The following is a 22,758-nucleotide window of genomic DNA, read 5'->3' as shown; positions in this document are numbered from 1 at the left end:
ATGGTGTTGTCGGACCTGACGTTCTCCGACCTTCTCATTCTCCCGGACGGGTCCGCGAAACTCAAGGGATGCCCGGATACCGGACAACAGCTTGTTTCACTGCCCGGCGAATGCATGACGGAAATCAGTGATCTGCCCAAGAAGCTCATGGATGCCTTTTTGTCCATGAGACAACTCGACCCGACATCCGGCATGCGGGTCAGCCGCACCACGATCCGCTTTCAGCACGGCGGCGTGCATTATCGGGTTGCGGACTTCCAGGACGTTGACGGTGGCCGGACCTGGTTTCTGCGCCGTCTTCCCGCCGAAGTCCCAGACCTTTGGTGTCTGGGGCTCCCTCAGTTCCTGTGTGAATGGCTGCTCATGCCGAGGCAGCGTCACGGCCTGATCCTCGTCGCCGGTGCACAGGCCAGCGGCAAGACGACCACGGCCAGCGCCCTGGTGTCCGCCAGGCTCAAATTGTTTGGCGGCCACGGGGTAACTTTCGAGAATCCGGCTGAACTGCCTCTGGGCGGAAGCTGGGGGGAACACGGCTACTGCTTCCAGACGGAAATCCATGGAGAGCATGAGCTGGCCGCCCACATTGAACGGGCTCACCTCTATGCCAGCCCGAACGTGATCTTCATCGGGGAGATTCACACGAAGTACGCGGCCATCGAATCCCTGCGTGTGGCGCTCGGCTCCCGCCAGCAACTCGTGGTGGCTACCATCCACGGTTTTGACGTGCTGGCGGCGCTGGAGCGCCTCATCAACTGGGCTCAGGAGATTGATGGAGCCAATGCCTGCGAGAACCTGGCCAACTCCCTTCTGGGCATCATCTTCCAGGATTTGGAATGCGAGGAGAGATTGCAGAAAGTACCTCAGTTCCTTCTGTTGCCCTTCCCTTACGATGGGCAGTCCACTGATGCCTCCACCCGCATGAAAGGAATCAGGGCGAAGCTTCGGGACAATCAGCTTCATACCTTGGGCGACGACATGCGCCAGCAACGCAATCTGTTCGTGGACAAGGGGCTCAAGGCGGTATGAAGGCCCTTATCGTACTCGCATTCCTCATGGGCGTCATGGCCATGATGCGGTTTGTCAGCATGGACTCCATAGACGAACAGCAGGCTCAGGCAATCGCGGTGAACTACGGCGTTTTCCGCAACGAGGTCTATCTCTACGTTTTCAATGGTCACAAGACGCCTGGAGACATTGCCTCTTCTTCTCTGAACCTTCCCACTGGCTGGACGATGATGCGGCCCTGGAAGGCCCGTATCGAGGCTGGTTGCCTCTACGTTTGGGGTCCGGCCTCATCCGGGGAAATCGAGGCCACGCGCACCCTCTTCTGGGGGAGCCAGGCAGTTGGCCGGGCCGACGGCGGCAAACTGGAACCCGGACACGGGGGGACGACTCCCTTGCCTGCTTTCGTTCCCGAAGGAAGCCTCGTCAGCGTGGTGGGGGTGAATTAATCCATGAAGCTCATTGAAGTAGTCGCCGCGATGGCGGTCATGTTCATACTGCTGCCGTCCCTGGCCAACCTCTGGGTGATGGGCTCCAACGAGCTGGAGAAGCGTCAGGCTGCGGACCAGCTTGGCCAGGTAAGCCGGGCAACAGCCGCTTATGTGCGCAAGCACCAGACGAATTTGCTGGGCCAGACAACGGCAACCAGCGGGCCTGCGATCGATACGGCTCCTCTTGTCGCTGAGAGTTTCCTCCAGGTGGGCTTCCAAGGAAACAACGTCTGGGGTCAGACGTATCAGATCCATTTCCGCCAACCGTCATCGAATGCCCTTCAGGCCGTGATCCTCACCACGGGTGGCCTTGGCCACGATGTCAGCAAGCCCAAATTCGGCACGGCCATCGTACCCTCTGCTGCCGCCATGGCTGGCGGTTCAGGAGGGTTCATACCCACGGGGGATATCCCTGGGCAAGCTTCCGGGACGCTTCGCGGTGCCTTCGGCGGCTGGGTTCTCGACCTGGCCAGCGTGGGAGTCGCATCCCCAGGTGCTGGCCACCTCGGGGCGCTGGCCACCTTCGACAGCTCAAGCCTTGGTCAGGATTTCCTCTACCGCGTGTCGGTACCTGGGCATCCTGAACTCAACGCTATGCAGACGGAACTGGACATGACGGACCATGCCATCCGCAACGTCCAGGAAATCCAGTTCACCCCCCGGACTTTTGGCTCCGAAACCTGCGATGCTTCCGTGGAAGGAAGGGTTTTCCTCGATGCCAACCAGGGGCTCTACATCTGCCGCAACGGCAAGATGGAAGTCCTGGCCGACACCGGCAACAGCACTCTGTTCAAAACCGCCACCCTGGCCAGGGATGGCGATGTCATTGAGAAACCTGTCTGCCCTCCAGGTACCAATACCGTTCCTGAGATTTTCGTTGCGCCCTCCATCTCCGCCGCCGGAGCCGAAGCTCCCCCGCTGACGGCGTTCCAGGCCTGGGCCACCAGCCTCAATCCGACGCAATGGCGGGTGAATCTACGGCTTTTGACCACTGACGACACCCTGGGCTGGGTCAATCCCATGTCGGACTATGGCCGCATCATCGTCTGTACCACTTGCGCCAAAGGAAGCTGAAGATGTCGAACGATCCGAATGTACTCGTGCAAACAGAGAGAATGCGGAAGTGGCCGCTCATTGCAGGCGCTGCCGCCATCATGGTGGTGATTGGGGCTCTGGTCTACTCCCTCCACTTCTCTGACAAGGGCAAGAAGGAGGATAAGGCTAAACCGGCGGTCATCACGCGCGACGACAAGCCTTTGGTGAGCGATGCTGGCGGCATGGGATTGGCGACGCCTCCCCCTCCCGCCCCTGTGGAGCAGAAGAAGGACGAGCAGCCGCAGATCGTCGTGGTCACGAGCAGTGAACCGCCTGAGCTGCGTCGCGAAAGAGAAGACCTGAGGAGACAGAAACATCAGGCTGCCATGGCTGCTCTTTCTTCGCCTCTGACTGTCCGCAAAGGGAAGGAGAAGGATAACGCGCCGGACAAGACCGGCGTGGTGCAAGTCGCTGCCCAGAGTGGCGAAACTCGTTCTTCCAATGCCTCCGCTGATCGCCCTGGTCTTTCGGGCGCAGCCCAGGGGGATTACAACCCTGCGGCTGACAAAGACAAGGAAGGCTTCCTCGAGCGTTCCAAAACTTCGGACCGTCAATGGCTGTCCTCCAGCATCCGCATGGCTGGGCATCCTTTCGAGGTCAAAACGGGATCGATCATCCCATCCGCGATGATCGGGGGCATCAACTCCGACCTCCCTGGCCAGCTCGTCGCCCTGGTAAGCCAGAACGTCTACGACACAGCCGATGGCCGTTACCTGCTCATCCCTCAGGGCTCCAAGCTCTACGGCGTCTACGATTCCAGAATCATCTATGGCCAGTCCCGTGTGCTGGTGGCCTGGAACAGGATTATCTTTCCCGACGGCTCGGCCATCACTCTCGAATCCATGCCGGGGACCGATGCCGCTGGATACAGCGGATTCAACGACGAGGTAAACAATCACTACTTCCGCATCTTCGGCAACGCCCTGTTGATGTCCCTCATCACCGGCGGCACATCCTGGGCCGTGGATTCCGTGACGCCAAACACCGGCGTCACCAGCAACGCTTCCCCTTCACTCCAGCAGCAGATGGCTTCCTCCCTGGCCGCTCAGTTGGGCCAGACGACGGCCCAAGTCCTCTCCAAGGGCATGAACATCAAGCCCACGCTCGAAATCCGGCCCGGATACCGTTTCAACGTCGTCGTTACCAAAGACCTGGTTTTCCGGGAGCCCTATCGCGAGAACTAAAGCACGTAAGAACAAAAACAAGAAAGCAAGATAGCAAACAACAACGGAAACAAGGAAGATAGTTTTCATGCAAAATCAGTACGGCCTCGGCGATCCTGGACGGAAGAAAGCCGCTCTTCGCTGGGGGTATCTGCTGTTTTCCCTTCTTCTGGCCCTGGCCAGTCTGAGTCTGGCCACACAACAAGTCGCCGCGTACTTCGCCTACCAGCCTGCCTTAGGCCTGCCTTGGATGTCCGCTTTCGGTACGGTCTGGTACGCCCCCTGGAAAATAATCATCTGGCATCAGCTGGGGAGCCAGCATGAAGCTGTGCGCCAAGCGGTGTTCCATGGTCAGATGCTGTTCATGGCCCCGCAGATGCTCATTCTCGGCTACGCCCTGATGAGCGCGCGAAAGCCCAAGGGACGCACTGACCTGCACGGCTCGGCCCATTGGGCGGCGGAAGAAGAAATTTCCGAAATGGGCCTTCTGGAAGGCCGTGGCGTTTATGTCGGCGGATGGGTCAAACAGTTCCATGGCTGGCAGGCGATCCGGCTGTGGCTTCGTCTCCGGCCAGCCTGGGCTCACTGCTACCTTCGCCATGATGGGCCGGAACACATGCTCCTTTATGCGCCCACACGATCCGGCAAGGGCGTGGGCATCATCATCCCAACCCTCCTTTCCTATCCCGGCTCGACGGTGAGCCTGGACATCAAAGGCGAGAACTGGGCTCTGACCTCACGTTACCGCCAATCCCTTGGGCATACGGTTCTACGGTTTGACCCTTCCGACTCCAGTGGAATCAGCGCCTGCTTCAATCCGCTTGAAGAGGTGCGGCTGGACACCCTCCAGGCCATCCCGGATGTCCAGAACATCGCCACCATGATCGTGGACCCGGAAGGCAAGGGCCTACAGGACCATTGGAGCAAGGCGGGATTCGCCTTCATTGCCGGGGTGCTCCTCCATTGCCTTGTCATGGTGCGCCATCGGCAAAAACGAACCGCCACCCTCCACGACCTCGGGAACATGCTCGCTGATGAAAACCGCACCATCGAGGAGTTGCTCCAGGAGATGCTCGAAACGGAGCATGCGGCCCTCGTCAAGGAATGCTTCCCCAACGGGGCCACTGGCGGCGAGCATATCCACTTGTTCATCGCCAGTTCTGCCAGGGAAATGCTCAACAAGGCCGGGAACGAAGGCTCCGGCGTCGTCTCCACCGCCCTGGTCAACCTGGCGCTCTATCGTGACCCGGTCGTGGCCATGAACACATCCCGCTCGGATTTCCGGGTTCACGACCTCATGAATCATGAGGTTCCGGTGGACCTGTACCTGGTCATGAGCCCGGCTGACGTCAACCGGCTGCGACCACTGATCCGCCTCATACTGAACCTCATCATCACACGCATCTGCGAACGCATGGAGTTCGAGAACGGCGAACAGAAGAAGCCCAGCCGTCGGCTGCTGATGCTCCTGGATGAGTTCACGTCCATCGGGAAGATGGAGATCGTCAACAAGTCCATCGCCTATGCGGCGGGATACGGGATCAGCTACATGCTCGTCATCCAGAACGTCGAGCAGCTCATTGAGACCTACGGGAAAGAGAACGGCATCAAGGGCAACTGCCATATCCGCATCGCCTACGCGCCGAACACTCTGGAAACGGCCAAGGAGTTGTCGGAAATGACGGGCAAGACCACGGTCTTGACCCAGAAGACCTCCGTGTCCGGCTCACGTAGCGGCCATCTGAAAAACGCCTCGGTCAGCGTTTCTGAAACAGCCAGGGCGCTCTTGACGCCCGACGAATGCATGCGGCTGCCCGGCCTCCAGAAAAAGGGCGACAAGGCCAAGAAACCAGGTGACATGCTCATTTTCGTTGCCGGGCGCTCACCGATCTACGGTCGGCAGAATCTGTTCTTCCTTGATCCCACATTCTCCGAGCGGGCCAAGATGGGGGCTCCCGCCAAATCAGATTCCCTCTGTCCCGTGAAGAGCCCGGACGCCGCTGGCCAGGACAAAGAAAAGCCCGAAGGGCGCTCCTACGCGGATTACCTGAAGAAGCAGGGTGGATCGAAATGAAGCGCCTCCTCTGGATTCTGCTCCTGCTGGTCTGTTCGGGCTTCTTTCTCTTTCAGCAAGGGTATCGCTTCAACGCCACGCCTTCCATGCCCAAGGGGATTTATCAGCTCGTTCCCGGCAATCCTGGCATTGATCGTGGCGACCTGGTCAGCGTCTGTCTGGCCATTGAACCCTTCGCCTCCCTGGCCCTCGACCGGGGCTATCTGCGCTCCGGCTCCTGTCCTGACGGCACCGAGCCCCTCCTCAAGGTGGTAGCGGGCCTTCCCGGCGATCTTTTGGATGTGGGGCCGGAGGGTATTCGCGTCAATGGCCGGATGATGCCGCAAAGCATGATCGCCGCCACGGACAGTCTGGATCGGCCCATGCCGATTTCTACCACCCTTTCTCCAGGCCGGATTCCTGAAGGAATGGTCTTGATCCTTTCTCGTGAACATCCCGGCGGTTTCGACGGTCGGTATTTTGGTCTGTTGCCGTTGGCGTCACTTCAGAAGGTGAAGCCAGTTCGAGTCTTTGAACCCATAGGAGGATGATCGTGGACAAGGAGTATTTGATGGCAGCCGCCCGTGCGGTGGACGTTCAGGCCATGGAAAATCCGGGACTGGGAATACCGGTCGATCCCGAGGTTGCAGAGTTCATGGGAGCCTTCGAGGAACTGGCCGTCGGACCTGACGACCTGGAGGATATGTTCGCCGGTGAAGAGGGCAGCGACCATGGCGAATGATGCAAACGCGCGCAAACCGGTCCATCAGGTGTTCGCCGAGCAGATCATCGAAGATCTCAAAACCGGGGCCGCGCCGTGGCAGAAACCCTGGCGGCCAGGTGAACTCCACCCGCCCATGAACCCCGTCTCGGGCACGGTCTACAGCGGCATCAACAGGCTCATGCTCTCCCGCAAAGGGTATGCCGATCCTCGCTGGATGACGCTCAAACAGGCCAACTCGTTGGACTGCCGTGTTCGCAAGGGCGAGAGATCACAGACTATCGTCTTCTGGCAGTTCACCAAGGAAGAACCCGCCTTGGATGACAACGGCAAGCCAGTGCTCGATGGCGACGGCAACCAGGTGATGAACAAGGTGGAGCTGGCCAGGCCGGTGGCCCGTTTTTCTTCCGTTTTCCATGTCAGCCAGCTTGATGGAGACGTTCCTCCTCTGGCCCCCTCCACGCTCATCCGGGATTGGGACCCGAACGAGAAAGCGGAAGCCATTCTTCGCAATTCCGGCGCAGTCATCAAACACAACCAGCGCAATCGGGCTTTCTACAGCCCCGCCAAGGATGAAATCAGCCTGCCCACTCTGGATCGCTTCCAGACCCCCGGCGATTACTACTCCACGGCACTGCATGAACTCGGTCACTGGACCGGCCATGAGTCGCGCATGGGACGCGAGTTCGGTCCGTTCGGTTCGGAAGTGTACGCCAAGGAAGAACTCCGGGCCGAAATCGCATCCTGGATGCTCGGCCAGGATATGGGCATCGGCTATGACCCCGGCCAACATCTGGCCTACGTGGATTCGTGGATCAAGGTGTTGGAGCAGGACCCCTATGAAATCGTCCGGGCCTGCCGGGACGCCGAAAAGATCAAACAATACGTGCTCACTATGGAACAGAAGCAGGAACTCGGCAAAGGCCAGGAATTGGCTTCATCAAACCTCACCCTGCCCGAGGGCTGGAGTGAATCCAGGCCCGGCGGTCTGGCAACGAACAAAGACCCCGTGAGCGGTGGCATCGTGGACATGGTTATGCAGTCCAAACCGGAGGAGTGGTTCGCCATCCCGAACAACGATGGCCTCCTGGCGCAGTTCAAGGACAAATTCTTCCCGACCCGTGCCGATGCCTTTGCCGCTCTCAAGCATGCCTTGGAACTGTCTCGGGATGGTGCAGTGACCACCATGGCCCATGATGTCGAGCCCTCCAAGGAACCCGCCGCGCCATCCCAACCGGCCACCGGGAAGGTGTTCCTGGCCGTACCCTTCCGGGAAAAGAACCTGGCCAAGGCTGCCGGTGCCAAATGGGACGCCGAGGCCAAACTCTGGTTCGCGCCGGAAGGTTCCGACCTGGCCAAGCTGAAAACCTGGTTCCCTGACAAGGCTGCCAGCCCGGCCAAGACCATGGACCCTCTCTCTGAATTCGCTCAGGCGCTCCGCGATGCCGGACTTGACCTCAAAGGCCAGCTTCCCGTCATGGACGGCAAGATTCACCGCGTTTCCGTTCTGGGCGGCAAACCTCAGGCCCGCGATGGAGCCTACAAGGGATATCTCGATGGCCGTCCTGCTGGGTGGTACGAGAACTATCTCACCGGCGAAAAGACCAAGTGGAAGGCCACCGGCCATACCCTGACGGAAGAGCAGAAGATGGCCCTGCGACTGGAAGCGGAGCAGCGCAGCAAACAACGAGAACGCGAGCGCCTGGCGCTTCAAGACGACGTGGCCCTGCGGTGCCAGCAGGACTTTAGCGTCCTCCCGCCCATTATGCCCATGGCGGCGATTAGGAACCCTTATCTCCTCAAAAAGGGCATCCACCCTTATGGCGACATCAAAGAGTCTTCTGACGCCATGCTCCTGCTGGTCCCTCTCTATAACGCAACGGGCGAACTTCGGAACGTCCAGGAAATCGACTGGGATGGGACGAAGCGATTCCAGGCCGGTGCCGAAAAGAAAGGCTGCTTCAGTCTGATCGATCCCGATAAGAACTTGGAGCAAGGCCAAATTCTGCTCATCGCTGAAGGCTACGCCACCGGCGTCAGCCTGCACATGGCATCGAGCATGCCTGTCGTCGTGGCCTTCGATGCAGGCAATCTTGAGCCCGTGGCCAAGGCTCTGCGCGAAAAGTTCCCCATGGCCAAGATCGCCATCTGCGCCGACAACGACCATGCTCGGGAGCACGGCAACATCGGCGTGGAGAAAGCCAAACAGGCCGCTTTGGCTGTCGGAGGCTGCGTCATCGTCCCGGCCTTCACCAAGGAAGAACGGGAGGCCAGGTTGACTGACTGGAACGATCTTCACGCCAGCCGGGGGATCAAGGAGGTGACACAGCAACTTGGTCGCGGCCTAGCCAAGGAACAATGCCGGGAGTTGGACCGGTGATTCAGGCACTAGCCGGGCTCATCCTGGTTCTCCTGTCGTGCAATCAGGTCCTGGCTGGCCAGGACCTGGCCAGCCTCTTCGACGCCCCGTGTGATCGTTACAGCGTTCCGCGTCCTCTGGCCTTGGCCATCGCCGGTCAAGAGTCCGGGATGCAGCCATGGATTCTGAACATCGCGGGGCGAACAGTCAGACCCGTCACGAAAGAGCAGGCCGTGGCGATCAGCCGCGCGGCCCTGGCCGCAGGCCTCTCCTTCGATGTGGGAGTCATGCAGATTAACTCCTGGTGGATCAGACGCTACCGCCTGCCCTTGGAGGTCATCCTGGACCCTCCCGGCAACATCCAGGTGGGCGTCTGGATTCTCGGCAAGGAAATCAAGCGCCATGGGCTGAACTGGCGCGCAGTCGCCTCCTACCATACCCCTGTCGATCGCAACCCCGAACGTGGCTGGGCTTATGCCGCTGCCGTGCTTCGCCGCCTCGGCGGTGAAGCGCCGTCAGTTCCTTCTTCCGCGCCAGCAATTGCTGCCCAGCGCCCTGCTGCCTCGCCGATGCTGGTGAAGCGGTTCCGGGAAGTGGCCAGCAACGAAATGAAAGGATCATGAGGTAGTACGCCATGAAGCTTTTGATTGTCGAATCTCCGGGCAAGGTTAAGAAGATCCAAGGGTTCCTGGGCAGCGGCTGGAGGGTGGAAGCCAGCGTCGGACACGTGCGCGATCTGCCCCTGTATGACATGGGTGTGAGTCCTCCGAACTTCCGACCATCGTATGCCCCAACCGAGCGCGGCAAGTCTGTCTTGGCCAAGCTGGCCAGCGCGGTAAAGTCTGCGGACTCTGTTTTCCTGGCCATGGACCCTGACCGCGAAGGAGAGGCTATAGCCTGGCACCTGGAGGACGCCCTGCGGCTGGAGAATCCTGGAAGGATCACCTTCTCGGAGATCACGGAGAAGGCCGTCAAAATGGCCCTGGAACATCCCCGCGCCCTGGACAGGAACCTCGTTGCGGCCCAGGAGGGACGGCGGGTACTGGACAGGCTGGTGGGCTACATGGTGTCCGTCCCCCTCTCTCGCGCCATCGGCGGCAAAAAGTCGGCTGGGAGGGTGCAAAGCCCGGCTTTGCGCCTTGTGGTGGAGCGGGAGCGCGAGATCAGGGCGTTCAAGATGACCACGCATTACGGCGTGGAGTTGGTCTTTGATGCCCTGGACAACATCACTCCTGGCTGGAAAGCCAACTGGTTGGCGAAGGCCTGGCTCGGGCCTGGTCAGGAATATCTCCTGGAGAAGGAGAAGGCCGTCAGGGTAGCAGCCATGCGCCGGGTCAAGGTTCTGGCCTGCCAGGACACTGAGACCAAGGCAGTTCCACCAGCCCCCTTCACCACGTCGACCTTGCAGCAGGCAGCCTCGAACTCCCTCAAACTCTCCCCCAAGAAGACAATGGAAGCTGCCCAACGGCTCTATGAGGCTGGCCATATCACCTATATGCGCACGGATTCCCCCAATATCAGCGAGGAGGCCGTGGCTGAAATCCGGGAATACTGCCGGAACAGCAACTGGCCGGTGGTGGCCACGCCGCGCCGTTGGAAGAGCAAGGCCGGAGCGCAGGAAGCCCATGAAGCCATCCGGCCCACGCACATTGAGGTGGAAGAGGCTGGAGACACTGACAGCGAAAAAGCCCTCTACACGATGATTCGGTTACGCACCCTGGCCAGCCAGTTGGAGGATGCCGTTTTCGCAGTTCGTACCGCCCTGCTCCAAGGCGAGGACATTGAAGGCAGGATGCCGGAGTTCGAGGCCAAAGGCCGGACTCTGGTAAGGCCAGGCTGGAAGATGGTCATGGCTGCGGATCAAACCGAGGATGGGGAGGAAGAGGCGGATAACCCTGTCCCCCAGCTCAACGCAGGCTCCCTGCTCACGGTGGGTGGAGGCAAGGTCGTCACCCACAAGACCAAAGCACCGCCGCGCTACACTGAAGCTACGCTCGTCAAGGCTCTGGAAGGACGCGGCATCGGGCGTCCGTCCACCTATGCGGCCATCCTGGAGAATATCCTCGGTCGGGGTTACGTCCGCCTGGAGAAACGTGCCCTGGCGGCCACGGCGGACGGCGAGGCCGTGGTGGATGCGCTGATGGGACGTTTCGCATTCCTCGAGTTCTCCTTCACCAAGGAGCTGGAAGACGATCTGGACGCCATTGCCGAGGGCCGCACCGGTTACATTGATGTGATGCGCAAAATGCACCACTGCCTGGAGCAAGAACTCGGGCTGTTCCAGGCTGCGACCGTGACACCTTGCCCTGACTGCGGAAAGCCATTGCGCCGAATCGTCCGTGCTCCCGGAAAGAACGGCCAGGGTGGTTACGACTTCTGGGGATGCTCTGGCTATCCTGACTGCCCAGCCACGTTTGCTGACAACGGAGGCAAACCCGGCCATCGTTTGGAGAAACGCGAGAAACCACCTCTGAGCACGCATAAATGCCCGGAGTGCGGGAAGCCTCTGGCTCACCGCACCAAGGATGGGCCAGGAGCATACAACTTCTGGGGGTGCTCCGGCTTCCCGAATTGCAAGGTCACTTTCCAGGACGACAACGGCAAGCCTGAGGGAGCGGAATGATGCGTTTGCTCCGCTTGATCTTCCTGTTTTGGGCGTTGGCCATACCCAGGCTCGGTTTGACTGCCGACGCCACTAGCTTCGACCCAATGACGGTCGCTATCACCAGCCAAAGCACCATCGCCGTGGGAACGGTGGTCGCGTGGCCATCCGGCTCCAACCCCGCAGATATGGGCAAATGGCTTGAGTGCAACGGTCAGGCCGTACCGGCTGGCAGCCAGTATGATCGCCTTCGTGCCGTTCTGGGTGGCCAGCCTATCCCCAACTATAATGGCCAGTTCCTGCGCGGCACGACCACGGCTGGACTTGTAGGCACTCAAGTTTCGGACACCATCAGGTCACATACCGTGTCCGTGCCTGGGCAGAACGCTCCTGTCAGTGGGGGGCTGAATTCGACCTCATTGAGTGGATCGGCGTCATCCCAAACATATTGGTTTACGCAGACCGTAGTTAATACGGGAGGTGATTATACCGGTGGCGGAGGAATGGGGGCTGTTACAGGTGCAAACTACAACACTGAAACTCGTTCAACATCAGGCGGATCAATTTCCGGGTCGCTCAACAGCGGGTCGTTGACGGGAACGGCCTACGTAAGCGCTCAAACCGGAACATACAGCGGTGGTTCGGAAACAGCGCCGGTTCACACGAGAGTGCGGTATCTCATCCGTTCGATCCTCTGAGTGAAGGAGTACCTGTGGTCGTAAATACGTTGCGGAGGACCTTCCAGGGTCCGTTCCTTGCCTTGGATGAGTTGAGGGTCGGTCGGTCATTTTTGCTTCTGGAGATGACGGCAAGCGATCAGCTGCTTGTTGCGGAAGTGATGTTGCGCGAAGTTCGGAACGATTGCCAGGCTGTCGATCTGGCCATGTTCATCGCCTACTCCACTGACGGTCAGGCTCTGCCTCCGGGTGACACCATCGAGCGCCATGTGGACTTGGCCAACTGCGACAGGACGAACTGGACCCTCGCGAAGATCCATTACTATTAGCGGCCAGGTTCGCGGTTTTGGGATCTCAAACCGCGAACCTGGTTTGAAATGAAGGTGAGAGATGGGCCTTGGCCAGGGATGCGCTTTTCGTGTTTTTGTGTTTTAGTGCTTGATAGATTTCGTGCTTTATGGCTTTCTCTCTTTGCCAGGCCAACCTTGCCCCCACTTCGTGCGTGCAGCGCGAAGAAGGGGACTCTCCTCCGAAACAAGGGGCAGGAGATTGAAGCCCACCACAAGGCGCTCATTGACGTGTGGGTGGCCGAAACAACGCGGAAGTAGCGCCCGAGGGTGGCCCTGTTCTGTGGGCTAGAGAGAAGCAGGGGACGGTCACGCGTCGCATGGACAGGACTGCCAGGGCTGGAAATCCAAAAGCCTGGCCCATCTGGGTCGGAAAAGTTTTGAGGTAGTAAATGAATATCATAAAGCCACGTCCACATCAGGCCAAAGCAGTTTCAGCCGCAATCGAAGCGTTTAGGACACGAGACAGAGCTACCATTGTAATGCCGTGCGGAACCGGCAAGACCCTTATAGGGCCTTGGGTCGCAGAAGGCCTAGAAAGCCGAGTCGTGGTAATCTTTGTGCCGTCGCTTTGGCTCCTGCGGCAAACTGTGGGCCAGTGGGCAGCAACAACGGAATGGAAAGATGCGGAGTTCTTTGGAGTATGTTCGGATAAATCCGTTTTTGACGATCTGGACATTTCTGAAATCACAGAGACAAGGATAACCACAAGCCCTGCCGTGATCCGGGAATACTTTAATAGCCTGAACGGCGGGAAACACGTCGTCTGCTGCACCTATCAATCCGCAGGAATGCTTGCAGAGGCCATACCGGAAGGGCTCCATTTCGATTTTGGCATTTTTGACGAGGCCCATTGTACAGCAGGAGAAGCCTACGTAGGGCTTTCATTTGGTGGCTTCTCTGTTCCTTTGTTGGATCGGCATGTTCTTATCCGCAAACGACTGTTTATGACCGCTACCCCTCGATCATATGAAGAGAAGCAGAAGAATTTAGAGGGGAATAATCGTTACTTCTCCATGGATGACACAGAACTCTATGGGGAACGTGTTTACGAATTGACTTTTGCTGAGGCTGTGGCGCAAGGCTTGATTGCGGATTATCGAATAATAATTTCCGTGATAACAAAGCAAGATGTTACACGCGAACTTCTCTTGTCGAATTCTTCAGACATAGAATCTGCCGCAAATGCGTTAGCATTAAAAGCCGCGTGCAAAAAATACGGCATCCGCAAGAGTATTCTTTTCTTTAATACCATAGATGAGTGTGCGGCGTTTTCAAGCGGATCGGTTCAAGAGGTATGGCCTGATGTCTTTCATTCTTACATATCCTCTCGAATGCCTGCTTCCCAGCGGTCAGAAGTAATGAATTTGTTAAGCGCGGATCAAGATATTTCGGTCAGCAATGCCCGTTGTTTGACCATGGGCATAGATGTCCCCGCTGTCGACATGGTAGCATTCATGCGGAAGAAACGCGGCGAAATAGATATTGTGCAGGCTGTTGGTCGAGCTTCTCGAAAAGACGCAAAGCATCCTGACAAAATTGGATTCATTTTTTTACCACTTTACCTTGACGACGCGGGAGGAGAGGAGCTTTCTGATGCGCTGGGCATGTCTGGATACGAACAGGTATGGACAGTTTTGGAAGCCATGCGTGCAAGTGACGGTCGTTTTGACTCTTGGATAAGACTATCACGGGCTGGACTTAACAAAGACAATCCATATGTCAAGCATGCAGAAGATGGAAACAAAATAATTATAGAAGTATTTTCACAGGACATTGACACTGAAACAATAAGAAAATCAATTGACGCCAAAATTATTGATCGGATCGGTGATAGCTGGGATGAAATGTTTGGCCGTCTTGTTGAGTTCAAAAGTATCCATGGACATTGCAAAGTATCCAGACGGCATATGAACCAGACACTTGCAAGATGGTATCGGTATCAAATTCGAACATGGGACACGCGACTAAATCCAAAACGAAGAAATCTATTGATAATGCTTGGCGTCGACCCAGAAGACATAGACTTGCAATCAAAACAAAATGCCGCCTCCACTAGATGGACCAAAGAGGAGATTGATTATCTCAAAGCCTCAACACACTTAACTGACGCAAAAATTGCTGAACACATAAATCGTTCCGTGCAAAGCATTCAAGTTAAGCGCTCAAATCTTGGGTTGTTAAAGGATACGAACAAAGGGAGAAAGCAAGGTTGGATGACCGCAGCTGACGACAAATTTATAATCGACAATTGGGAAATATTGACAGACTCAGACATTGCTCAAAAGCTTGGACGCCATAGAGGCACTATATGCCATCGCCGTAAAATACTTGGGCTAAATAGAGGTGGCCCATCGCATGTGAACGACAGAAGATTCACCACAGATGAAGATGAGTTCATAATTCAAAATTCCAACCAAACAGATAGCGAAATTGCACTTGCATTAAATCGCGCACGCTCAAGTGTAGCCAGAAGAAGAAGCGACCTCGGGTTACGCAAACCTCATACGGCCACTACAAAAAGCAAGCCCTGGACATCGGAGGAGGACAAGATAATCCTGGAGAACTTGGACAAAACATACAACGAGGTCGCATTGATGCTCAACGGCAAAACTGGGACAGCTGTGTATTCTCGACGCCACCACTTAATTCGAAGACATTCCGCTCCATGCCCAGGCCGAAGCCCATCTTGACTCGGCTTGGCCAGGCTGGACGACTGGAGGCAGAGGAATATCCAGGGGGAACGTGAAAATCAGAATCTTGAGTATGCAAACTAGACATTGCCTAATATACACTTTGTGCATACTCTACTTTCCATGAAGACCGATGCGAAAGAAGCATTGCCGGAAGTCGTGCTGGACACGTTGCGAAAGCTCGGCGGAGATATCCGCACAGCCAGAAAGCGCCGTGGCTTGACTGCCAAGGACCTGGCCAAGCGGGCGAGGATCACCCGCCCCACCCTGGCCAAGCTGGAGAAAGGGGAACCGGGCGTTTCGTTGGGCATTTTGACGCACGTGCTCTGGGTGCTTGAACTAGATTATCGTGTCGGCGAGTTGGTCGATCCTGGAGAGGACGCCATGGGTACAGCCATTACCGTGCGGTCGTTGCCAGAGAGGGTGCGCGGGCACAACAGAAGGACCTCCGATGACTCCAAGTACGACTTCTAGGCCCAAAGAAGTTTATGTTTACATCTACTTGCCTGGGAAAAAATACGTGCCCGCCGGGCTGCTCACCCATGACCCCGATTTGGGCCGGTATCAGTTCGGATACGGCCAAAAGTACCGGCGGCTACCGGACGCCATCCCGTTAAGCCCAGTTCGTCTGCCCCTTTCCCTGGAGACCCCTGTGGCCTTCCGTGATACGGGCTGTCTGCCGAACGTGTTCGAGGACGTTGCGCCGGACTCCTGGGGGAGGCGACTGTTATCGCTTTACTGTCCAACGGCCATTGAGAGCCTTCCTGAAATAGACATCCTCACAGCCGTGCACGAGCCGCACAGGATCGGTGCCCTGGCCTTCGGCCCCGACCTCAAAGGCCCCGCCTCCATGGCTGAATGGTATGACGGCCCTTCGCTCATGAAGCCCGTCAATGATTTGGAACTCATCGCCGGGATGCTGGCCAAGATCGAGACGCACGTCGAGGAAGGGACGCTGGCTCAGTTGCGCGACGATCTTTCCAGCCCCCTGTTCCGCGCCATGGCCTTCAGCGGTTCATTGGTGGGCGGAAGTCGCCCGAAGGCCTTATACACAGACCCCCAGGGAGGAGAATGGATCGCCAAGTTCCCTAAGCTGGTGGACGCCTGGAACGACCCAATGCTTGAGCATGCGCTCATGCAGCTCGCGCGCGATTGCGGTATTCAGACGGCTGAAACACAGATCGTTACCACCAACGACATGAACATCCTGCTCGTCCGGCGTTTCGACCGCGATGAAGGCAACCGCCCCCAGCATGTCATTTCAGGGCTTACCCTTGCCGATCGGCGCAAAGATGATGAAAAAGGATGGGGGAGCTACCAAGGCCTTGCTCAGGCAGCTCGTCGCCATGGCGATGTAGACGCCGGTCCTGAGCTTTTCCGAAGGATGGCCTTCAATGTTCTTTGCAAGAACACGGACGATCATCCCAAAAACCACGCGTTCTTTGTTACGCGTGGCCATGTCCGCATGACGCCAGCTTATGACATCACACCGGCTGTTCAAGGCTACAAGGATGCCCGAAAGTACATGCTGGCCCTCCGTTGCGGGAAGCTCGGAGCCCGGCCCACCCTGGAAAACGTGCTCAGCGATGTGAGGCCCTTCGGGCTTACACCAGACCAAGCTCGGGGCGTTCTTCACGACATGCTCCAGGTTGCCAAGGACTGGCGACCACGTCTCGAAGCGAGTGGCGCTGCCTCGAAGGACCTGGACATGTTCAAGGATCGCTTCAGTGAAGCGGAACGTGCCCTTCCCGAAAGGAGCCGGGGCGACGAGCTGGAGAGATAGTCCGCAGCCTTGTGCTAACGTGCTTTCTGCTTTTCTTCCCAGGCATCCAGTGCTTCCCGCAGAAGCTCATTGAGCTTCAAGCCTGACTCGGCTGCGCGCATCTTAAAACGCCGCCGAAAATCGGCATCTACGGTGAAATTCAGGTGAGCTACCGTCGTGTTCTTTTGTTCCAGCTGCCTTGGGGTTGCATCGTCTCCAACTGCGGCTTGTCCCTTTTTGGCGACCAAACCGGCGGAAAGGGGAGCGGGCTTCTTGGACATGGTCTCTTCCTCTTGCTATCTGGCTTTCTTGTTATCGTTAATTCGTTTTTTGCAGAATTTCCATAGCTCGGCCACCTCAGACGCTGAACGTCCACGCGGGTCAATCTCCAGAACCGTACGGCCATCCACCATAGATGAGGCAAAATCAACCCGGTCATGGATGATCGCCGAGGCGACAACGCCATGTTCAGAGAGTGCGCCCATGGCTTGCACAGTGATTTTGGAATTTGCCTTAGCCTGGGTCAGAGCGAATGCGAACGGGCGTTGTGCCCCTGCGGCAAGCTCCACGGTTGACCCCACGGCCCGGAGATCATGAGGACTCGGCCTAGTCGGGATCAGGACGAAATCAGCAAGTGACACAACCGCCCGGATCGATTCGGTTATGGCCGGGGGGGTGTCGATGATGGCAAATTTGAACTTGGCCAGGGCCAAGGCCTCCAGCTTGGCTGGAAGCTCCTTCAAGTTCGTTGGTGCAAAGGCAGGGGTTTCTTCCTCTCGACCGTTCCACCATGCGGCTAGGCTTGCCTGCGGGTCAGTGTCGATGAGCACGCATGGCCCGTCACCGGCCTTCTCCGCCATCACGGCCAGATGAGCGGCCAGGGTGGTCTTTCCTGCACCTCCTTTCTGGCTAGCAAGAACTATGGTTTTCATGCTTTCGTCCTCTCGGGTTGACGTACTTCTGTTCAAGCCAGAAAAGATATTAACACGGCAACAAAAAATATGGCAATCAAAAAAGCACGAAAAAAAGCAAACACTGCCGGACCAGGTCAAATGGTTGCTCGTGCCTGCCGCAGTCTGCGGGAAGCCTCAAAATTCCTGGTGGCCACCGGAGGGTGTTTATGCTAGGCCAAAACCATGGCAACGATCTTTAGCCCCTTACGATACCCTGGTGGGAAAAGTGCCATGGCCGCATACTTGGCTTCGCTCATGGAAACCAATGGTCTTACGGGCTGGACTGTAGCTGAACCTTTTGCTGGTGGGGCCGGGGCTTCCATCGCGTTACTTTACGCTGGGAAAGCCTCACGTTTGGCTCTTAATGACGCTGACCCTGCTATCCGTGATTTTTGGTTGGCTGCTCTTAGCGACACAGACAACTTCTTACGATTGTTGCAAGATACGCCGGTGACGGTAGATGAGTGGCGTCGACAACGTGCTGTGTGGGAACGTCCAGAAGGGCACGACCTCACAACCCGAGGGTTCGCCACCTTCTATCTGAACCGGGTAAACCGTTCGGGAATCTTGCGGGGCCGCCCAATCGGGGGATTGGAACAAACAGGAGCATACCCCATAACTGCGCGCTATAACCCCGCTCGACTGACACAGCGAATTGCCCGCTTGGCGGCGTGGCGCGGAAGCATCAGCGTCAGCAGCCTAGACGCTCTGGAATTTCTGGAAGCTGTGGCCAAGCGGCCACCATTTCTCTTTCTTGATCCGCCATATGTGGGCCAAGGGCGACACTTGTACATGAACTCCTTCCGCCCCGAACACCATACCCGACTGTCCGACTGGCTCAAGTCTCATCCAGGATTACCCTGGGTGTTGACGTACGACGACCATCCCTTGATTCGGGAACTCTACGCCTGGGCTCGGATAACGCCGGTGTCGTTGCGCTACAGCGCACAAGTAAAGCGTTTCGCAACGGAATTGCTCATTCTTCCGCCCTGGATGCGCGTTCCGACTGATCCTCCCAGCCCGCTACGCTACGCCGCGTCAGCGGCATGATCCCTTTCTGATCCCATCGCAGCACGGCGAAGTGCCGCTTCAAAACCACTCCACCATTGCCGTAGGAGGCGAGCTACTTCGGCGCTTGGTAGGGCTCTCATGACCGAAACGTCCTCCGGGCGATTGAAAGCGCGTTGCACGCAGGCAGGTAAGCGGTAGCGATGAAAGATGATACCGTACGATATGGTATTTAGCTGTAATGTCTCGACATACTCTCCAGGGTCCCGATCATGGATATCATCAAAAAGGCTGAAGGGAACAAACATCGCCCGCACCGGTTTCAACATCGGGGGCTTCGCATACCAATGACGCATGAAGAGTTCAACATGGTCGGAGTTGAACGCCTTGATCGTCCAGTCTTTACCGGTGGCCACCTGACCCCACAAGGTCAAGGCGCACCCGGGGCCGTCGTTGTGAGGAATCCAAGCCACGACATCAAGTTGGTCGTCTTTCGGATTACGCGGGGCTGTCCTGGGAATAGCGGATCGAACGACGCCCTCACTCTGCATGGCATCTTCCAACACAGTTAACGCACCTAGCAAATCGGTTCTGTCAGGCCTGGGCCAGCCAAAGGCATACGTCCGCCCCCCCAGGTATCCGGCTGCGGCCAAGTTGGCGCAGTGCTGGAAAAGGTTGCGCTCAACACCAGTGTTAATGGCCGGAAGTCTGTCCAGATCCAGCACCTCGGACAAAGGTATGCTAAGGCGAAGACAGAGCAAATAGGCCAACTGCCCTTCTGTGGGCGTTGCCCCATCGCGATCCAGAGTACAGCAAAGAACGTCATCAGCTAGGACAAAAGGATACGCTGTCGGCCCTAAGGCTTCCATGCGACGCTCTAGTTCGCGTTCCACTCTGGCCCGGACCCGCTCGCGTTGTGTATCTTCGCTCATTCCCACTTCAGTATCGTAAGGGTCTTCCTCCCCAAAGGCGTCCACTGGAGTATCCTCAGCAAGGCCCATGGCCTCCCACAAAAGATCCAGTGATACCTCGCGGTATTCATGGATAATGGCCTGGAATTCTAACCAGTCCGCCAGCCTGGACGCAGGAGTTTCAACGTATACGGACATGAACACGGATCAATCCCCCTGGACGCCGCCCTCACGCCGAATTTTCATGTTCAAACAGAGTTGGGTGGCAACTTCCTTAAGGGTAAGTGCAGTATTGTACAGTGTCTCTGTACCAGAATAGCTATGTACGTTGCTTAAGGCTTTTTTTGCGGAATCCTCGGCTCGGTAGAGGGCCTCTTGAAACAGAACGTCATCGGGAGTCAGTGCGGCATGGGCGCGGTACAGGTCCCGATGCATTTCCAACAGGGCCAAAGCTTTTCCGTCCGCCAACACCTCGGATAGGTTTTTGACATCCGGGTTCTGGGATGCGACTACGGGTTTATGACTGTCCTTTTTGCTGCCATAGAGCCACGTACAGAACTTACCCAACTGCTTCAGTTTGTCGGGCGGGATGGGGTTGTCGGTAATCTCGGCCCCTGAGAAGGTGGTTGGTAACCCCAGATACTCGCGTACTTGGCTTCGAGTAAGGGCCACATAGAGGTGTGAAAAATGAAGTTTGCGCGTGGGGTAACGGTCCTCCATGGAAAAGACGCCTGCGTCATTGGCCTGCTTCAGGACTTTCCAGCCATGAAGGAGCTTACGCACGGTGTCGAAGGAATCACCAATGCGCTGTGATATTTCCTCCACGCTGATGCCGCCCTGGTCAAACCAGTCTGAAGCATATTTGGCTTTGGCCAGGGAATCCCACTTGTGTGGGCCGTTGATATGCTTGAAGCCAATATATGCACGGGCCTCGTCCTCATGCTCCACGCGCATGACCAATATCTGGTCCAAGTGCAGGTCTTTACCTGGAGGAATTTCCGGGAGGGAAATACGGCAGTCCTTGGCCAACTGCGGGTCACGCAGGAGGCGAATAGCGGCCAGCCGACGGTTGCCCTCCAACACGCGGTAGGGCCTAGCCTCACCCATGACCACCATGGGTTCGATGTCCAAGTACCCGTTGTTGACGATGGACAGTAAAAGTTCAGCTGGGTCTGCCGCCCGCTTGAGGGCTAGAATAAATTCTTTTTCGCCAGCCCCCGGACTCACTTCGTACTGAAGAGACAGTCTGGGGTTATGCAAATCGAACGCGAGGTCCTCGGGGGGGACTAGGCAAGCCGTCCTCGGAGGGATCGGCTCAGGACAAGAGTCGCTCATAATATTCCTCGCTGGCAGCGCGTCAGTCGGTGCGGCGGCGGGGAAACCTTAACCCGCCATGCACTTGGATTTTCAACTTAGCACGATGGCTTCTAAGCCTGCAACAAGGCTATCGATGGGTGATTAGGCTGTTCGAGACGACGAAGCAGGGTCGAGCGACTAATACCCGCAGCTCGGGCTGCTGCTGCCTTGGTATGTCCCTCGCTAAGAAGGCGCATGGCCTGTTCGACCTTGGCGTCCTCAATTCTGGGCCTTCCTGGCATGTTGCCCTTGGCCATGGCCACGGCAAGACCGTCCCGAGTGCGTTCGGCTATGAGGCGGCGCTCAAAGTCGGTCAGCGCGGCAAAGACGTGGAAGATCAGTGACCCTGCTGCCGTGGTTGTATCCAGCTGCTCTTCCAAGGACCTGAAGTCCACTTTCCTCGCCTTGAAATGGTCCACGATCTCCAAGAGTTCTCGTATGGAGCGTCCCAAACGATCCAGACGGACAACACAAAGAGTATCGCCTTCGCGGGCGAAAGCCATCATCTCGGCTAGGCCAGGGCGGTCGAAACGCTTCCCGCTCATGACGTCGGTGAAGATTTTTGTCACCCCGGCAGACTCCAGGCGTTTGACCTGGCTCTCAAGTTCCTGCTTGGTAGTGGATACTCGTGCGTAGCCAAGGATCACAGTTCCATCCCTTCAATTTGAAATCCTGGATATTCTTTCGCAAATTGGACGTCAAAAAAGCGAGACATCTCTCTTTCGTCACCTGTCTCGTAATATCGCAACACTTTTTCGTTGTATTCCAGAACGCTTTTGGCGGGTATGCTGAATGGGAGGATGCCTTCAGACATGAAAATTCCATTCAACATCAGCAGCCCTGTCCTTTTGTTGCCATCGAAAAAGTATTGGTTGTGGGCCATGTCGAGAGCCACTGAAACGCCAATGGAGAACGGCTTCTTCAGACCCTGCACTCTTGTGAGCAAGTGATCGAACCTAGCGTCAAGGGTGTCATGGTCGGGCGGTGAGTAGTCTGTCCCAGTGATCCAGACCATCCCATGCCGGAAACGGCCAGGATCGGCGGAATCTTCTTTGGCGACGATCCCATTGAGTTCACAGGCAATGCTCTTTGTGAGCCGGAATTCATTATTCTCCACAAGCTGAATCAGGTGCTGCCAGGCAAGGGATTGTTGTTTCAGCTTGTCTTGATCGGACACCTTGTGGCCACCCACGGTAATGCCTTGAAGGTACGTCTGAACTTCAGGCAGCGTGAAAGGCATCCCTTCGAGAGCTTGGAAGCTGTAGACCAAGCCTGCAATATTCTTCTTAGCTATGAACAGCGCCTTTTCCTTGCTCCGGTTCATGTCAAAGGACTCCAGGTGTTTTAAAAACGGTCGTTTTTGACACACTCTCCGGCCAACGGCACAGAGCGAGCAAAGACGCGTCAAAAACATGTTCAAAACATACTCATGTCTCAAAACAGGTCAACACCTTTTGGGCGCAGTTAGGATTAGAAAAATGCGTGACAAGAGCAAGTCATCTCCGCCTTGACCGCTTTTACCAGGGACACCTTCCCACCCGGCGGGACACAACAACTACCCACAC

21 protein-coding genes are annotated in these 22,758 nt (G+C 56.9%); 15 read left to right on the top strand and 6 right to left on the bottom strand.

What is annotated here, in order from left to right; all coding sequences use genetic code 11:
- The 14 genes from G453_RS0113300 (at nt 1) to G453_RS0113240 (ending at nt 16,986) form a co-directional block, all read left to right on the top strand.
- Entirely contained in the window at nt 1–1,026 is a 1,026-nt protein-coding gene (locus tag G453_RS0113300) for an ATPase, T2SS/T4P/T4SS family (protein ID WP_027191462.1), read from the top strand.
- Nucleotides 1,023–1,451 (top strand): type IV pilus biogenesis protein PilM, encoded by a 429-nt coding sequence (gene pilM / locus G453_RS0113295; RefSeq protein ID WP_027191461.1) that lies wholly within the window; start codon nt 1,023–1,025, stop codon nt 1,449–1,451. Before G453_RS0113300 ends, pilM begins: the two co-directional genes overlap by 4 nt.
- A gap of 3 nt (nt 1,452–1,454) precedes the next feature.
- Nucleotides 1,455–2,567, top strand: a complete 1,113-nt coding sequence (gene pilV, locus G453_RS0113290; protein WP_027191460.1) for a shufflon system plasmid conjugative transfer pilus tip adhesin PilV — start codon at nt 1,455–1,457, stop codon at nt 2,565–2,567.
- Nucleotides 2,568–2,569: 2 nt separating this feature from the next.
- Nucleotides 2,570–3,772, top strand: a complete 1,203-nt coding sequence (locus tag G453_RS0113285) for a TrbI/VirB10 family protein (RefSeq protein ID WP_027191459.1) — start codon at nt 2,570–2,572, stop codon at nt 3,770–3,772.
- Between the two features lie 67 nt (nt 3,773–3,839).
- Nucleotides 3,840–5,825: a type IV secretory system conjugative DNA transfer family protein gene (locus G453_RS0113280; RefSeq protein WP_027191458.1), complete on the top strand. Its 1,986-nt coding sequence runs from the start codon at nt 3,840–3,842 to the stop codon at nt 5,823–5,825.
- Nucleotides 5,822–6,355 (top strand): conjugative transfer signal peptidase TraF, encoded by a 534-nt coding sequence (traF, locus tag G453_RS0113275; RefSeq protein WP_027191457.1) that lies wholly within the window; start codon nt 5,822–5,824, stop codon nt 6,353–6,355. The genes G453_RS0113280 and traF overlap by 4 nt, the downstream gene beginning before the upstream one ends.
- Nucleotides 6,356–6,357: 2 nt before the next feature.
- Entirely contained in the window at nt 6,358–6,546 is a 189-nt protein-coding gene (locus tag G453_RS24005; protein WP_051272413.1) for a hypothetical protein, read from the top strand.
- Nucleotides 6,536–8,905: a zincin-like metallopeptidase domain-containing protein gene (locus G453_RS28820; RefSeq protein ID WP_027191456.1), complete on the top strand. Its 2,370-nt coding sequence runs from the start codon at nt 6,536–6,538 to the stop codon at nt 8,903–8,905. Before G453_RS24005 ends, G453_RS28820 begins: the two co-directional genes overlap by 11 nt.
- On the top strand, nt 8,902–9,507 hold the full coding sequence (locus G453_RS0113260) for a lytic transglycosylase domain-containing protein (protein ID WP_235731760.1): 606 nt from the start codon (nt 8,902–8,904) through the stop codon (nt 9,505–9,507). The genes G453_RS28820 and G453_RS0113260 overlap by 4 nt, the downstream gene beginning before the upstream one ends.
- An 11-nt stretch (nt 9,508–9,518) precedes the next feature.
- On the top strand, nt 9,519–11,507 hold the full coding sequence (gene topA / locus G453_RS0113255; protein WP_027191454.1) for a type I DNA topoisomerase: 1,989 nt from the start codon (nt 9,519–9,521) through the stop codon (nt 11,505–11,507).
- Nucleotides 11,508–12,324: 817 nt separating this feature from the next.
- Nucleotides 12,325–12,492 carry a hypothetical protein gene (locus G453_RS27985; protein ID WP_156920917.1) on the top strand — a complete coding sequence of 56 codons (168 nt, stop codon included), beginning with the start codon at nt 12,325–12,327 and terminating at the stop codon, nt 12,490–12,492.
- A 410-nt stretch (nt 12,493–12,902) separates the two neighbouring features.
- Nucleotides 12,903–15,203, top strand: coding sequence for a DEAD/DEAH box helicase (locus G453_RS27265; RefSeq protein ID WP_084502324.1), 2,301 nt, complete (start codon nt 12,903–12,905; stop codon nt 15,201–15,203).
- Nucleotides 15,204–15,326: 123 nt separating this feature from the next.
- Entirely contained in the window at nt 15,327–15,677 is a 351-nt protein-coding gene (locus tag G453_RS0113245) for a helix-turn-helix domain-containing protein (RefSeq protein ID WP_027191452.1), read from the top strand.
- Nucleotides 15,655–16,986: a type II toxin-antitoxin system HipA family toxin gene (locus tag G453_RS0113240; protein WP_043645720.1), complete on the top strand. Its 1,332-nt coding sequence runs from the start codon at nt 15,655–15,657 to the stop codon at nt 16,984–16,986. Before G453_RS0113245 ends, G453_RS0113240 begins: the two co-directional genes overlap by 23 nt.
- A 14-nt stretch (nt 16,987–17,000) precedes the next feature.
- Here G453_RS0113240 and G453_RS0113235 read toward each other — a convergent pair whose 3' ends face one another.
- Both G453_RS0113235 and G453_RS0113230 read right to left on the bottom strand, forming a co-directional pair.
- Nucleotides 17,001–17,246 carry a ribbon-helix-helix protein gene (locus G453_RS0113235; RefSeq protein WP_027191450.1) on the bottom strand — a complete coding sequence of 82 codons (246 nt, stop codon included), beginning with the start codon at nt 17,244–17,246 and terminating at the stop codon, nt 17,001–17,003.
- 15 nt (nt 17,247–17,261) lie between these two features.
- Entirely contained in the window at nt 17,262–17,897 is a 636-nt protein-coding gene (locus tag G453_RS0113230; RefSeq protein WP_027191449.1) for a ParA family protein, read from the bottom strand.
- Nucleotides 17,898–18,101: 204 nt separating this feature from the next.
- On the opposite strand from G453_RS0113230, the gene G453_RS29185 reads away from it, so the two are divergent.
- Nucleotides 18,102–18,968: a DNA adenine methylase gene (locus G453_RS29185; protein ID WP_084502322.1), complete on the top strand. Its 867-nt coding sequence runs from the start codon at nt 18,102–18,104 to the stop codon at nt 18,966–18,968.
- Here the strand turns inward: G453_RS29185 and G453_RS0113220 are convergent.
- The 4 genes from G453_RS0113220 to G453_RS23995 form a co-directional block, all read right to left on the bottom strand.
- Nucleotides 18,947–20,041: a hypothetical protein gene (locus G453_RS0113220; RefSeq protein ID WP_043645719.1), complete on the bottom strand. Its 1,095-nt coding sequence runs from the start codon at nt 20,039–20,041 to the stop codon at nt 18,947–18,949. The two genes, G453_RS29185 and G453_RS0113220, sit on opposite strands and share 22 nt — an antisense overlap.
- A 3-nt stretch (nt 20,042–20,044) precedes the next feature.
- The gene (locus G453_RS24000; RefSeq protein ID WP_156920916.1) at nt 20,045–21,097 is read right to left on the bottom strand and encodes a hypothetical protein; all 1,053 of its coding nucleotides are present in this window, start codon (nt 21,095–21,097) and stop codon (nt 20,045–20,047) included.
- Between the two features lie 167 nt (nt 21,098–21,264).
- Complete coding sequence (locus tag G453_RS0113210; RefSeq protein WP_027191447.1) at nt 21,265–21,840, bottom strand: recombinase family protein; 576 nt, start codon at nt 21,838–21,840, stop codon at nt 21,265–21,267.
- Entirely contained in the window at nt 21,837–22,517 is a 681-nt protein-coding gene (locus G453_RS23995; RefSeq protein ID WP_043645718.1) for a Fic family protein, read from the bottom strand. The genes G453_RS0113210 and G453_RS23995 overlap by 4 nt, the downstream gene beginning before the upstream one ends.
- Nucleotides 22,518–22,758: the final 241 nt, after the last annotated feature.

Origin of the sequence: Fundidesulfovibrio putealis DSM 16056, assembly GCF_000429325.1 — a bacterium.
Taxonomy (GTDB): Bacteria; Desulfobacterota; Desulfovibrionia; order Desulfovibrionales; family Desulfovibrionaceae; genus Fundidesulfovibrio; species Fundidesulfovibrio putealis.
The sequence above is the reverse complement of the archived record's forward strand: the minus strand, read 5'-3'. Positions and strand labels throughout refer to the sequence as shown.